The sequence below is a fragment of the Klenkia sp. PcliD-1-E genome (assembly GCF_024124375.1).
Lineage (GTDB): Bacteria > Actinomycetota > Actinomycetes > Mycobacteriales > Geodermatophilaceae > Klenkia.
In genome coordinates, this window is the sequence record NZ_JAMXRZ010000001.1 from 136,460 (window position 1) to 150,235 (window position 13,776).

At 72.3% G+C, this 13,776-nt stretch carries 14 protein-coding genes and 1 riboswitch; of the genes, 3 read left to right on the forward strand and 11 right to left on the reverse strand.

Going from position 1 to position 13,776, the window contains the following annotated elements; translation table 11 throughout:
• The first annotated feature begins 47 nt into the window (after positions 1–47).
• From NH342_RS00670 to NH342_RS00680, 3 genes are all read left to right on the forward strand, one after another.
• Positions 48–827 (forward strand): motility protein A, encoded by a 780-nt coding sequence (locus NH342_RS00670; protein WP_253010215.1) that lies wholly within the window; start codon positions 48–50, stop codon positions 825–827.
• Between the two features lie 258 nt (positions 828–1,085).
• Positions 1,086–2,303, forward strand: a complete 1,218-nt coding sequence (locus NH342_RS00675) for a peptidoglycan DD-metalloendopeptidase family protein (protein WP_253010217.1) — start codon at positions 1,086–1,088, stop codon at positions 2,301–2,303.
• A gap of 260 nt (positions 2,304–2,563) precedes the next feature.
• Positions 2,564–3,595 carry a cytochrome c oxidase assembly protein gene (locus NH342_RS00680; protein WP_253010219.1) on the forward strand — a complete coding sequence of 344 codons (1,032 nt, stop codon included), beginning with the start codon at positions 2,564–2,566 and terminating at the stop codon, positions 3,593–3,595.
• Positions 3,594–3,775: riboswitch (cobalamin riboswitch) on the forward strand. It overlaps the preceding gene by 2 nt.
• 26 nt (positions 3,776–3,801) lie before the next feature.
• On the opposite strand, the gene NH342_RS00685 is transcribed toward NH342_RS00680, so the two are convergent.
• The 11 genes from NH342_RS00685 to NH342_RS00735 form a co-directional block, all read right to left on the reverse strand.
• Positions 3,802–6,186 (reverse strand): cation-translocating P-type ATPase, encoded by a 2,385-nt coding sequence (locus tag NH342_RS00685; RefSeq protein ID WP_253010221.1) that lies wholly within the window; start codon positions 6,184–6,186, stop codon positions 3,802–3,804.
• The gene (locus NH342_RS00690; RefSeq protein ID WP_253010223.1) at positions 6,183–6,389 is read right to left on the reverse strand and encodes a hypothetical protein; all 207 of its coding nucleotides are present in this window, start codon (positions 6,387–6,389) and stop codon (positions 6,183–6,185) included. The genes NH342_RS00685 and NH342_RS00690 overlap by 4 nt, the downstream gene beginning before the upstream one ends.
• 17 nt (positions 6,390–6,406) lie before the next feature.
• Positions 6,407–6,622 (reverse strand): heavy-metal-associated domain-containing protein, encoded by a 216-nt coding sequence (locus NH342_RS00695; protein ID WP_253010225.1) that lies wholly within the window; start codon positions 6,620–6,622, stop codon positions 6,407–6,409.
• A 74-nt stretch (positions 6,623–6,696) separates the two neighbouring features.
• Entirely contained in the window at positions 6,697–6,978 is a 282-nt protein-coding gene (locus NH342_RS00700) for a metal-sensitive transcriptional regulator (RefSeq protein ID WP_253010227.1), read from the reverse strand.
• Between the two features lie 161 nt (positions 6,979–7,139).
• On the reverse strand, positions 7,140–8,549 hold the full coding sequence (locus tag NH342_RS00705; protein WP_253010229.1) for a proton-conducting transporter membrane subunit: 1,410 nt from the start codon (positions 8,547–8,549) through the stop codon (positions 7,140–7,142).
• On the reverse strand, positions 8,550–10,040 hold the full coding sequence (locus tag NH342_RS00710; RefSeq protein WP_253010231.1) for a NuoM family protein: 1,491 nt from the start codon (positions 10,038–10,040) through the stop codon (positions 8,550–8,552).
• A complete protein-coding gene (locus tag NH342_RS00715) occupies positions 10,037–11,830 on the reverse strand; it encodes a proton-conducting transporter membrane subunit (RefSeq protein ID WP_253010233.1) in 1,794 nt (597 codons plus the stop codon). Before NH342_RS00715 ends, NH342_RS00710 begins: the two co-directional genes overlap by 4 nt.
• A complete protein-coding gene (locus NH342_RS00720; RefSeq protein WP_253010235.1) occupies positions 11,827–12,129 on the reverse strand; it encodes an NADH-quinone oxidoreductase subunit K in 303 nt (100 codons plus the stop codon). Before NH342_RS00720 ends, NH342_RS00715 begins: the two co-directional genes overlap by 4 nt.
• On the reverse strand, positions 12,126–12,692 hold the full coding sequence (locus NH342_RS00725) for an NADH-quinone oxidoreductase subunit J (protein ID WP_253010237.1): 567 nt from the start codon (positions 12,690–12,692) through the stop codon (positions 12,126–12,128). The genes NH342_RS00720 and NH342_RS00725 overlap by 4 nt, the downstream gene beginning before the upstream one ends.
• Positions 12,689–13,591 carry an NADH-quinone oxidoreductase subunit H gene (locus NH342_RS00730; protein WP_253010239.1) on the reverse strand — a complete coding sequence of 301 codons (903 nt, stop codon included), beginning with the start codon at positions 13,589–13,591 and terminating at the stop codon, positions 12,689–12,691. The genes NH342_RS00725 and NH342_RS00730 overlap by 4 nt, the downstream gene beginning before the upstream one ends.
• Positions 13,584–13,776: hypothetical protein (locus NH342_RS00735; protein WP_253010241.1), on the reverse strand; the 193-nt coding region annotated here is incomplete at its 5' end. The genes NH342_RS00735 and NH342_RS00730, both read right to left, overlap by 8 nt.

Here is a 13,776-nt window from a genome sequence, read left to right on the forward strand (position 1 = left end):
TCGCGCAGCCGGACCCCGACGACCATCCGTCGAAGCAGGGGTGTGACATGGACCCGGCAACCCTGATCGGCGTCGGCGTGGCCATGGTCGCCATCCTCGTGTCGATGATCCTCGAGGGGTCGTCGCCGATGGCGATCATCCTGCTCCCGCCGATCATCCTGGTCTTCGTCGGCACCTTCGGCGCAGCCGTCGCGGGCTCCACGATGGCCGACGTCAAGAAGATCGGCGGCTGGATGAAGCAGGGCTTCATGCCCGCCGCCGTCCCCCCGGCCTCGGAGAAGATCCAGACGCTGGTCACCCTCGCCGAGAAGGCCCGCAAGGAGGGCCTGCTGGCCCTCGAGGGCCCCATCAAGGAGATCGAGGACCCGTTCCTGCAGCGCGGTCTGCAGATGGCCGTCGACGGCACCGACCCCGAGGACCTCCGCACCGTGCTCGAGGCCGAGATCTCGGCGAAGAAGGCCGAGGACAAGACCGCCGCCAAGTTCTTCACCGGCATGGGCGGCTACGCCCCGACCATCGGCATCATCGGCACGGTCATCGGGCTCATCCACGTGCTGGAGAACCTCAACCAGCCCGACAAGCTCGGCAAGCTGATCGCCGCCGCGTTCGTGGCCACGCTCTGGGGCGTGCTCTCGGCCAACATCTTCTGGCTGCCCGCCGGCGCCAAGATCACCCGAACCAGCGACCTGCAGGCCGCCCAGATGAAGCTGCTCGTCGAGGGCATCTCCGAGATCCAGGCCGGCACCAGCCCGCGCACCGTCCGGCAGAAGCTGACCTCCCTGGTGCCGCCCAGCGAGGCCGCCGCCATGGCCCGGGCCGCAGCGTGACCGACAGGTCCAGGGCCCGGCGTATCTGACACAAGCAACAGGTGCACAGGGGCCTCACGACCCCGAACGAGGAGACCTGTCCGGGCGGGTGCAACCAAGTACTCAAGCCGCGAGCTCACCCTGCCGTTCCTACTACCACATTTAGTAGGAGCGGCAGGGAAGAGGAACGCGACGATGACACAAGCATCGGCATCGAGCGACGGGTGGCGGCTTCGGGCCCGCGGAGGGCAGACCATCCGCCGATCGATGGTGGTGTGCGTGGCTGCCGCCCTGGTGGGGGTGACGTCCCCCGCCGTTGCCGCGCCCGCCAACCCCGGGGACGCGCAGATCTCCGCGGCTCAGCAGGCGCAAGATGCCGCAGCCGCCGAGGTCGGGCAGGCAGCAGCGGAGCTCGCCGCAGCGCAGGCCGAACGCGAGCGGGCCAATGCCATCGCCATGGCGGCGGCCGACGCGCAGCTGGTCGCCGAGGCAGCACTCGAGCGCGCCCAACAGGACGCCGATGTAGCCACCGCGAACCTGACAGCAGCCATAGCCGCCGCCAACGCGGCCCAAGCGGCCGTCAACGAGGTCGCCGCGCAGACCTACATGCGCTCAGGAGACCTCGGAGGCCTGTCCGCGCTGCTGTACGCGGAAAACCCCTCAGAAATGCTGCAGCAGGCCGCCGCCCTTGAGTACCTGTCCGCAGGACGATCCGAGGTCCTCGCCGAGGCCGGCCGTGCGCGCGTACAGATGGCCAACGCAGACTCCGAAGCTCGGGCCCGCCTGGCCCAGCAGCAGGCCGCCGAGCAGGAAGCCGCCGCTGCACAAGCCGCGGCATCCGCGCAGCTGGCGCAGGCGGAGGCCGCTGTCGCCGACATGGCCACCCGGGACGCCGTCTTGCAGCAGCAGTTGCAAGACGCTCAGATCCGGTTGTTGCAGCTGCAAGGTGAACGCAACGCCTACCAGGTGTGGGCCGCTCAGCAAGCTGCAGCCGCCGCTCGTCAGAACGCACCGACCAGCACGCCACGTTCCTCCACGTCGCCCACCGCAACGGGCACCCCGCAATCCTCGCCCGGCCCTCAGGGCAGTGCCGGAGGGACCCGGATCACTGCCGGGCGGTTCACCTCCTGCTACGAGATGCGCTGGGGCACCATGCACAACGGGGTAGACATCGCGGCTCCCATCGGTACCCCGATCTATGCCCCCGCGGCTGGCCGAGTGGTCCGGGCCGGCAGCGCTACCGGGTTCGGGCTGGCCGTCTACATCCAGCACGACGATGGCAGCGTCACCGTCTACGGCCACATCAATGACTACTTCGTCACTACGGGTGAAAGAGTCGCGGCTGGACAGCTCATTGCCGAGGTCGGCAACCGCGGACAGTCGACCGGTCCCCACGTGCACGTCGAGGTGCACTCCCGAGGCATGTACCAGGGACGAACCAACCCCATGCCGTGGCTGCGGGCTCGCGGGGTCGAGCTCGACAGCCCCTGCAACTGACGTCTGCAGGCATCGGGTCGAAAGCATGGCATGGCCCGGCCGCGGACTCGCAGCTGAACCCAGGTGGACCGATCCGCGCGGACGGGTGGTTCTGATCCGCAACAGGCAACGTCTACTATCTACATTAGTTGATGACGGGCGAGAGACGGGCTACGCACAGCGGTCGCAACCGGCGACCAGTCGGAGCTGACGGACGCGCTGCGGCTGCGACCGTCAGGAAAGAGGGCTGAACGGTGTCCGGTGCGGGGGGCTGGATGTGGATGCCCGAAGACCCACCAACCCTGATGCGGTTGCTGACTCCGCAGCTGGACGGCACGTCTGTGTTGGTCGTAGGTCAAGTCATCGCGCTGTGCGCCTACCTGGCAGGAGTACGACAGCTGCGCCGGCGCGGCGTTCCTTGGCCCTGGCACCGAACCGCGGCATTCTGTGCCGGCATCCTGGCACTCTGGTTGGTCACCGGAACCCAGGTCATGGGCTACAGCATGATGCTGTTCTCGATACACATGTTCCAGCACATGGTCCTCACCATTCTCTCTCCCATGCTCATCATGCTGGGAGCACCATTGCGTCTGGCAATGCGCACACTGCCCCGACAAGGGCGACGCGTCCTGCCCAGACGGATTCTCCTCCGCGGGCTGCGCAGCCCCACGATGAAGGTGGTCTGTCACCCCGTCACGACCACCGTCCTCTTCCTGATCAGCCTGTACGGCGTCTATCTCACGCCTATCCTGGACGACCTGATGGCCAGCTTGGCCGGCAACCTGGTCATGATCACCTTCTTCTTCGTCAGCGGACTGCTGGCCTTCGGTGGGGCATTCGCCTTGGATCCTTGGCCACGGAGCACGTCCGCCCCGATCAGACTGCTGGATATCGCATTGCCCGGCCCGGCCGAGGCGTTCTTTGCCGTCGTGCTGATGATGGCCAGCCGACCACTCATCCGGACCTTCGCGAACCCGCCCCAGGACTGGGGCATCGACGTTATGACAGATCAGTTGGCCGCCGGCAACATCGTGTGGGGCTTTGGTGAATTCCCAACATTCATAGCCGTCGCCATCGTGTTCTTCCAATGGGTGAAGTCCGAGGAGCGAGGAACCATCCGATCTGATCGGATCGCCGATGACGAGCTGGCGATTTACAACGCTCACCTCGCCCGAATGGCAGCCACCTCACAACCCCGCCCACCGGCCGACACCCTGAGACAAACGACTGAGGAGTCGTCTCAAGCGCCGCCAGCGCAACCGACACGTTCCTACACCGGACCCGCGGAACGACCGCGGTCGCCGGCTACCTAGGGTGTATGCCGCAGCTGGTCCGGCCGCCGTGAGGTGGTCGGGGCAAGAGGGAACCCGGTGTTATTCGGGACTGCCCCGCAGCGGTGAGCAGGAACGACCGCCGTGATCAGCACTGGGTGCACCTGCACCTGGGAAGCGACGGCCAGTAGGTGGGCACCTGTCCCCAGGCTTGGTTGTCCTCGACCGTGCGATCAGGGCGTTATGGACTAGTGGCTGGTGGGCTGAAAGCGGCGCAGCCGCAGGCTGTTGGTGACGACGAAGACGCTGGACAGCGCCATCGCGGCTCCGGCGATCATCGGGTTGAGCAGTCCGGCGGCGGCAAGCGGGATGGCTGCGACGTTGTAGGCGAAGGCCCAGAACAGGTTGCTCTTGATGACGGCCAGGGTGCGGCGGGAGAGCCGGACGGCGTCGGCTGCGACCTGCAGGTTCCCGCGGACGAGGGTCAGGTCACTGGCTTCGATCGCGACGTCGGTGCCGGTACCCATGGCCAGGCCGAGGTCGGCCTGGGCGAGGGCTGCGGCGTCGTTGACGCCGTCCCCGACCATGGCCACGGTCTTACCGCGGGCCTGCAGGTCGGTGACGACGGCGACCTTGTCGGCGGGCAGCACATTGGCGATGACTTCGTCGATGCCGACCTGGGCGGCGACGGTGGCCGCGACGGTGGCGTTGTCGCCGGTGAGCAGGATCGGGGTCAGTCCGAGAGCGCGCAGTTGGGTGATGGCGGCGGCGCTGGTGGGCTTCACGGTGTCGGCGATGGTGATCAGGCCGGCGGGGGTGCCATCGATGGCCACCGCAACCACGGTCGCGCCTTCGGCTTCTGCGCGGGCGTGGGCGGTCTGCAGGTCTTCGGGCAGGGTGATGTTCTGCTCGGTGAGCAGGCGGGGACGGCCGACCAGCGCGGTGTGCGTGCCGTCGGTGTCGGTAAGGGTGCCGCGGACACCGAGTCCTTCGAGGTTGGCGAACTCTGCCACGGCCGGCTGTGGCGCTGCCTCGCCCTCGGTGTCGGTGAGGGCGGCGCTGGTGATGGCGCGGGCGATGGGGTGCTCGCTGGCGTCCTCGAGCGCACCGGCCAGCCGCAGCACCCGTGCGGCGTCGGTGCCGGAGGCCGGGACGACATCGGTGACGGCCATCTGGCCGGTGGTGACGGTGCCTGTCTTGTCCAGCACGACGGTGTCGATACGGCGGGTGGACTCCAGCACCTCGGGGCCCTTGATCAGGATGCCCAGCTGGGCGCCGCGGCCGGTGCCGACCATCAGGGCCGTCGGGGTGGCCAGTCCCAGGGCGCAGGGGCAGGCGATGATCAGCACGGCGACAGCAGCGGTGAACGCGGCCTCGGTCCCTCCGCCGGCGCCCAGCCAGAAGCCCAGGGTGGCCACGGCTAGGGCGATGACGACGGGGACGAAGACCCCGGAGATCCGGTCGGCCAGGCGCTGCACCTGGGCCTTGCCGTTCTGGGCGTCCTCGACCAGGCGGGCCATCTGCGCCAGCTGGGTGTCGGCTCCCACCCGGGTGGCGGTGACCACTAGCCGGCCGCCGGCGTTGATGGTGGCCCCGGTGACGGCGTCACCGGCGGTGACCTCCACGGGCACCGATTCCCCGGTGAGCATGCTGACGTCCACCGCCGAGGAGCCCTCGGCGACGACGCCGTCGGTGGCGATCTTCTCCCCGGGGCGGACCAGGAACCGGTCGCCGACGGCCAGCTCCTCGACCGGGATGCGCTGCTCGCTGCCGTCGCGCAGCACCGCGACGTCGCGGGCACCCATCTGCAGCAGCGCGCGCAGCGCGGCCCCGGAGCGTCGCTTGGCGCGTGCTTCGGCGTAGCGGCCGGCGAGGATGAAGGTGGTGACCCCGGCGGCGGCCTCCAGGTAGATGTTGCCGCCCCCGCCGCCTCGTTCGACGGCGAAGCTGAAGGGGTGGGTCATGCCGGGGATGCCGGCGGTGCCGAAGAACAGCGCGTACAGCGACCAGCCCAGCGCGGCCAGGGTGCCCACGGAGATCAGGGTGTCCATGGTGGCCGCGCCGTGCCGGGCGTTGGTCCAGGCGGCCTGGTGGAAGGGCCAGGCGCCCCATGCGACCACCGGTGCGGCCAGGGTGAGCGACAGCCACTGCCAGTTGGTGAACTGCCAGGCCGGGACCATCGCCAGGGCGATCACTGGCAGGCTCAGCGCAGCGCTGATCAGCAGCCGGCGGCGCAGCGCCGCGGTCGCATCCGGGGTGGCCTCGGCCGCGGCCGTGTCACTGGCCGCCGGGTCGAGGGTGCGTGCAGGAGTCGGCGGGGCGGGCAAGGCCGCGGTGTAGCCGGCTGCCTGCACGGCGGCGATGAGGTCCTCAGTGGACACCGCCGGACCCGGGCCGGTCCCGGCCTCGGTGCTCGAGCCAGCCGAGGCGCCCCGGGTTACCGGGGTCCCCTCCAGGGTGACCTTGGCCTTCTCGGTGGCGTAGTTGACCGTCGCGGTCACCCCGGGCAGCTTGTTCAGCTTGCGTTCCACCCGGTTGGCGCACGACGCGCAGGTCATCCCGCCGATCACCAGTTCCACGGCGTTGGTCCCCGAGGTCGGGGTGAGCTGGGGCTGCTGGGCGGTCGAGGTCATGGCGTGTGCCCCCCTTCATGCGGCTGGGCCGGGTCGTTGTCCGGGTTGGTCGGATGCTCGGTGCTCTGGCTGGGGGAGGACGCGGGCGCCCCGATCGGTCCTGCCGCTGCACCCACCCCGGTTGCGGCGGCGAACACGACCACCAGCGCGGCCAGGTAGCCGGCGATCCGGGTCGGCGCGGACAGATCGTCAAGGGCAGGCATGGGCGTCCTTCCCGGGCTCAGGCCGGTGCGTCGGTAAGCTGGTAGCCGGCCTCGGTCACGGCGGCGCGGACATCCTCGGTAGCCAGCGGGGCAGCGCTGGTCACGGTGACCGCGCCGGTGGGCAGGTCCACCGCGACTCCGGTGACGCCGGCGAGCTCGGTGAGCTCCTCGGTGACGCTGGCAATGCAGTGCCCGCAGGTCATGCCCGAAACGGTGTAGGTGGCGGTGCTCATCCTGGATCTCCTCCTGTTGTCGTTGCGTGCAAGCGTGGGGGTATTGGTGCGCGGTGGCGGATGCGGGAGGTGGGTCAGCTGCGGACTAGGCGGGCGATGGCGTCGGCAGCCTCGCGGACCTTGGCGTCCTGCTCGGTGCCACCGACCCGGGCCGCTTCGACCATGCAGTGGGCCATGTGGTCCTCCAACAGACCCAGCGCAACGGCCTGCAGCGCCTTGGTCGCCGCCGATACCTGGGTCAGCACGTCGATGCAGTAGGTGTCGGACTCCACCATCCGCTGAAGGCCCCGCACCTGGCCCTCGATGCGGCGTAGCCGCTTGAGCTGGTCGTCTTTGGATGCTGCGTAACCGACCATGGGTGCTCCCTTGCCGTCCGAAGTGCTAAAAAGGTACCACTACCCCCCGGGGGTATCAAGGCCGCAGCGAGCTCAAGAGCGCTAAAAGGGGCCCGGTGCTGCGGCCTGTCCTGCAGCGGAGAGACGAGGCTTGCTTCGCGAATACCGTCAGCGGGTGGCGGTCAGCGGACCAGCGTCGTCGTCTCTAACAGGACTGCGCCACCGGCGACGCCAAGCACAATCACGCCAAGAGCGCAGACCGCAGCGGTGGCAGCTGCCCCCCTGATGGCACCGGGCGGGACCGATGCACTCGCCTGCTTGGTGGAAGTCATCGACCACGGCAGGATGGCCGCCCCCCAGCGGAGCAGGTAGAACAGGCTCGCGACGGTGGCGAGCGCGGCGAGCACGACAAGCCAGGGCAGGCCTGCCTCCCAGGCGGCGGTAAAGGTGGTCAGCTTGCCCAGGAACACGGCGGTGGGCGGGGTACCCACGGTGCTGAGCAGCCCGAGGATCACGACGGCGGTCAGCCACGGGTGGGTGCGTGCGCTGCCCCGCACGTCGGTGAGCGTGCGGTGGTGGGGGAGCGCGGCGAGCACCGCGAAGAGGGCGAGGGTGGTGACCGCGTAGCCGGCCAGGTAGACCACCAGCGAGCCCAGGGCCAGCGGTGAGCGCCCGGCGGCGGCGACCGGGAGGAGCAGGAACCCGACCTGGCTGACGGTCGACCAGCCCAGCAGGCGGCGCAGGTCGTGCTGGCCGAACGCGGCGAAGGTGCCCAGCAGCAGGCTGGCGGCGGCGAGGACGGCGACCACCGGGCGCACGGGCACCCCGGGAGGGACGACCTCGACCAGCCGGGTGAGGGCGAGCAGCGCGCCGACCTTGGGCACGGTGGTCAGGAACGCGGCCACCGTGGTGCGGGCGCCCTGCACGGCGTCGGGCACCCACGGGTGCAGCGGGACGGCGCCGGCCTCGAAGAGCAGGCCGAGCACGACGGCCAGGATGCCGACGGCGACGGCCGCGGCGGGTGCGGCCGGCAGCCGGTCGGCCAGCTCGCGGTAGGTGGACCCCCCGGCCAGCGCGGTGAGGACGGTGGCGCCGAGCATGAGCACGATGCCGGCCAGCGCGCCGAGCAGGTACGTGCGGACGGCGGCCTCGGTGCTGACCCGCCGCCGGTCCAGCCCGATCAGGCCGTAGACGGGGATGGAGGCGAGCAGGAACCCGACGATGAGCACCAGCAGGTCGCTGGCGCCGGCGAGCACCACCACCCCGAGGGCGGCCAGCAGCAGCAGGGCGTAGGTCTCGCTCTCCCGCCGGTCGCCGGCCAGTTCGGCGGTGCCCAGCGCGATGACCAGCAGCGTGGTCGCGGCGGCCAGGACCCGGGCGGAGGTGGTGCCGGCGTCCAGGGCGTAGCTGCCGTCGAACACCGTCCGCGTCGCGCCGGCGGCCACCAGTGCGGTGACCAGCGACGCGATCAGCGCGGCGGCGGCGACCACCCGGGTGACCCACTGCCGCTCCCGGGCCAGGAACGACCCGGCGAGCAGGCAGACGACGGCGCCGGCGAGTAGGCAGGCCTCCGGGACCAGGTCGGCGTACACCTAGCGACCGACCAGGACGACCAGCGACTGCGCCGCGGGGGTGATCCAGGCCAGCAGCGGGCCGGGCAGCAGCCCCACCAGCACCGACAGCGCCAGCAGACCCGCCACGGGCGCGACCTCGTGCACACGCAGGTCGGTGAAGCCGACCGCGCGGCCGACGGTCGGACCGGTGAGCAGCGACCCGGTGGCCCGCACCAGCAGCACGGCGGTCAGCAGGATCCCGGGGACGGCGGCCAGGGCCCACGCGGTGACCCCGATGCTGCCGCTGAGCACCTGGAACTCCGCGACGAACCCGCTGAAGCCGGGCAACCCGAGGGAGCCGAACGCGGCGATGCCGAACAGGACGGCGAAGCGGGGCGCCGGTCGGGCCAGGCCGCCGTAGTCGGCCAGCGCGTAACTGCCTCGGCGGTCGTGGAGCGCGCCGGCGAGCAGGAACAGGGCGCCGGTGAGCAGGCCGTGGCTGACCATCTGGGTGACCGCCCCGGTCGCGGCGACCTGCCGGAGGACCGCGTCGCCGCCGGCCAGCCCCGCCACGCCCACCGCGACCGCGACGTAGCCCATGTGCGTGACCGACGTGTAGGCGACCAACCGCTTGAGGTCGGTCTGGGCCAGGGCAACCAGCCCGCCGTAGAGCACCGAGACCACCCCGACGGACAGCACCACCCAGGCCCAGGCCTGCCAGGCCTGGGGCAGCACCGGCATGGCGATCCGGACGAACCCGTAGGTGCCCAGCTTGAGCAGCACCGCGGCCAGCACCGCCGACCCGATGGCCGGGGCGTCGGTGTGCGCGGGGGGCAGCCAGGTGTGGAAGGGCACCAGCGGGGTCTTGATCGCCAGCCCCAGCAGCACAAGCCCGAGCACCACCGCCCCGCCGACGGGGTGGTCGGCCAGCGGGGCGGCGGCGACGAGGGCGGGGATGTCGAAGGTGTGCGGGTCGGCGGCGACGTACAGCCCGATGAACCCGGCCAGCAGGGCCAGGCTGCCCAGGAAGGTGTAGAGGAAGAACTGCAGCGCCGAGCGCCGGTTGTCCCCGTGGCCCCACCCGGCGATGGAGAACCACATGCCGACGATCGTCAGGTCGAAGAACACGAAGAACAGCACGAGGTCCTGGGCGACGAAGACCCCCAGGCAGGCGGTCTGCAGGAAGAGGAACAGCGCGGCCTGGGCCCGGGGACGGCGCTGCTCGCGCAGCGCGTGCACCGCGCACGCCGCGAACACCACCCCGGTGAGCAGCAGCAGCGGCAGGGACAGCCCGTCGACCCCGACGTGGTAGCCGACCCCCACCGACGGGATCCAGGACAGCTGACGCTCGAACGCCAGCCCGCCGGCGGGCGGGGTGCGGTAGGCCAGCGCCAGGGCGACCAGCAGCGCGAGGTCGGCGGCGGTGACCAGCACCCAGGTCCACCGGGCGGCCCGGTCGCCTACGGGCAACACCGCCAGCAGGCCGGCGGCCAGCAGGGGTGCGAAGACGACCAACTCGAGCACGTTCACCTCACCACGATCGAGAGCAGGACGGCGGCCAGGACGGCGGCGAGCGCCAGCACGGCCTGGACGTAGTACTGGTGGGCCAGGCCGGTCTGCGGGCGACGGGCCAGCACCCCCAGGGACCGGGCACCGGCGGTGACCGCGCGCACCGCAGCAGCCGGGCCGCGGTCGTCGGCCGCCGCTGCGGCGGCGGCCAGCCGGGGAACCGTCCGGGTGATCCCACCGACCCCCCGCCGGACCAGCAGGTCCTCGGCGCGGGCAGCCCCGGCCACGAGCACCCCGAGCCCGGCCACCACCCGGTCGGCGGCGGTCTGCAGACCCAGCCAGCGTGCCGCCCACCGCGGCGCGGGCACCGGCCGGCGCAGCACCAGCAGCACGACCCCGACGGCGAGCACGCCGCTGAGGGCCAGCTCGCCCGGGCCGGCGGTGCCGGGGGCCAGAACCCCCAGGACGACGGCGCCGGCGGCGAGCGCGCCGAGGGGGAGCAGCTGGCCTGTCGGCACCCGGCCGCGGGGTGGCTGCTCGTCGCCGCCGGGCGCGGGGTCGGTGCGCGACCACAGCACCCGCAGCGCCGTCCCCGCGTAGGCCGCCGACAGCAACGCCCCGGCCAACCCCACCAGCTGCAGCGGCACCGACTGCTCCCCGGCCGCCGCCAGCACCGAGTCCTTGGTCAGCCACAGCGACAGCGGCGGCACCCCGGCCAGGGCCAGCAGCCCGACCGACGCCACTGCACCGAGCGCGCGGAAGCGGCGGGCGATCCCGCGCAGTGCCGGCAGCTGCTTGCTGCCGATCGCGGTCAGCCAGGCACCGGCGGCGAGGAACAGGCCGGCCTTGACCGCGGCGTGCGCGACCAGCTGGGCGCTGCCGGCCGCGGTCGCCGACACCCCGGCGGCGAGCACCACGAAGCCCAGCTGCGCCGCGGTCGAGGCGGCGAGCAGCTGCTTCAGGTCGCTCTGCGCCACGGCCACCGCCCCGAGCGCGACGGTGGTGACCGCGCCGACCCAGGCCGCCGTCGGCCCGGCCCAGCCGGTGGCCGCCAGCAGCGGCGCGGTGCGCAGCAGCAGATACCCGCCCATCGCCACCATGGCCGCGGAGTGCAGCAGTGCGCTCACCGGCGCCGGGCCCTCCATGGCGCGGGACAACCAGGCCGAGAACGGCAGCTGCGCGGCCTTGCCGAGCGCGGCCACCAGCACCCCGGCCGCGGCCAGGTGCAGCCACGGCCCGGTGGCCGAGGAGAGCCGGTCCAGCGACCACCCGGCACCGCCGGCCAGCGCGGCACCACCGGCGACGTAGAGGCCCAGGTCGGTGGTCCGGGTGGTGAGGAAGGCGCTCGCCCCGGCGGCCACCGGAGCCGGCCGGTCCCACCGCAGGCCGATCAGCGCGTAGGAGCAGGCGCCCATGACCTCCCAGCCCAGCAGAAGCGCCGGCAGGGTCGTCGCGGTCACCGTCAGCGTCACCGAGCCGGTGAACACCAGCATCAACCCCCAGAAGCGGGCCGGCCACGCCTCGGCGTCCAGGGCCGCGGCCAGCAGGACCAGGGCGGTCACGGCGCCGACGGACACCAGCACCGGAGCGGCCAGGTCGTCCACGGCCAGGCGGACACCGCCGCCGTCCACCAGCGGCAGGAACGCCCACCCGGCCGCCGGCCGGCGCACCGCCGCGACCACGGCGGCGGCCGCGACCACTCCGGCGACCCCGACCGCGACCGGTGCCGGTCGACGGACCGGTAGCAGGCACAGCAGCGCGCCGGCCAGCAGCGGCAGACCCACCAGGACGGCGAGCAGGGCGGCACTCATCCGTGCAGCTCGGTGACCGACTCGGCGCTGTCGGTGCCGGCGGTGCGGTGCAGCAGGGTGGCGACGGCGAAGCCCATCGCCATCTCCACCGTCATCGCGCTGATGACCACCAGCAGCAGCACCTGGCCGTCGGGCGAGGGCGACAGGAACCACCAGAACCCGGCCGCGGCCAGCACGACCCCGTTGAGCATGAGCTCCAGACCCATCATGACCATGACGACGACCTGCTGGGACAGCGCGCCGTAGAGCCCGACGCTGAACAGCGCGGAGGCGACCAGGAGCACCGTCTGCAGCGTCACCGGCCCACCCCGCCCCGGACCGGGTCGACCGGGCGCGACCGCAGGTCGTCGCCGAACCGGTCGTAGCGGGTGCGGGCGGCGGCCAGGCACAGGGCGGCCACCACCGTCGCGAACAGCACCGCGCTCACGGTGAGCATCACCAGCATCTTCGACTCCATCAGGGCCACCCCCAGGACGGCGGTCGGGTCGGGTGCCGGTGCGCCGTCCCGGGCGGGCCAGGGCACCAGCACCGAGCCGGAGCCCAGCAGCAGGAAGCAGCCCACCGCGAGCACCGCCGGGGTGCGGGTGCCGTGGGTCATGCTCATCGGCACCAGCGCCGGGTTCATCCCCATGAACATGACCATGAAGACGGCCATCACGGCCATCTCCATGGTCATCATCAGCACGGTGATGACCCCGACGAACTCCAGGTCGACCAGCAGCAGTGCGAGCCCGACCGCGGCGAAGCTCACCGCCAGCGCGTAGCTGGCCCGGGCCATCGAGTCGACCCGGAACACCGCCACCCCGGTGCCGACCGCGACGACGGCCAGCACCCAGAACACGATCCCCGACAGCACGCTCACCCCACCTCCACGACCGCGACGACCAGCAGCTGCAGCAGCGCCACCGGCAGCAGGACCAGCCAGCCCACCTCGGTGAACCGCTCGGCGCGCCACAGCGGGAGCCGGCGGGCGACCGCGGCGAGCGCGAGGGCCAGCAGCACCGTCTTCAGCAGCACCCACGCCCAGCCCGGCAGCAGCGGGCCGCCGCCCCCGCCCAGGAACGCGGTGGCGCCGAACGCCGAGCCGGCCACCAGCAGCAGCCAGCGCCCCCCGGCCAGCAGCAGCCGGTCCACCCCGGACAGCTCGGCGGCCAGCCCGCCCGCCGCGTCGGGTGACACCGGCGCGCCGAACGGGCCGCGGGCGGTGAACCCGAGGACGCCCAGGCAGTAGACGGCGAACGCCGCCGGCATCCAGACGACGAACCACAGGCCCTGCTGGGCGGTGACCACGTCGCCCAGGCGCAGGCTGCCGGCCGCCAGCGCCGGGGCGGCGAGGGCGAACATCAGGGGCAGCTCGTAGGCCAGCGCCTGGGCCAGGAACCGGTAGGCCCCGACCAGCGCGAGCGCGCTGTTGGCGCCCCAGCCGGTCAGCCAGAACACCGCCCACAGCACGACGTCCAGGGTGTTGAACCAGACGACGCCGACGCCGAGGTCGGTCACCGTCCAGCCGCCCAGCGGGACCACGGCGACCATCAGCAGCGCCACCACCGGGGCGAGGAGCACCGCGCCGCGGCCCAGCAGGGTGTCCGCGGCGAGCGTGGTCCGGCGTTGCTGGCGCAGCAGCCGTGCGGCCTCGGCCCAGGGCCGGTCCGGCCGGCCCAGCAGCGCGCCGTGGGCGGTGGCGGTCACCGCCGTCGTGGCCAGCAGCACCGCCGCCGCCAGCGGCACCCAGCCGGTGCCGACCGCGGTGACCTCAGCCATGCCCGACCCGCTCGGGGGGCACCGTGGTGAGGTCGGCGGGCAGGCTCGCCACCAGCAGCCGGACGGCGGCCAGCTCGTCGCCCTCGACCAGCCGGGGCAGCAGCCCGAGCAGCCGGGCCGGCCACCCCGCCGGGGCCGGCCCGGGCGCGCCGACGGGGTCTTCCCCGAGAAGGGCGGGGGGCGGG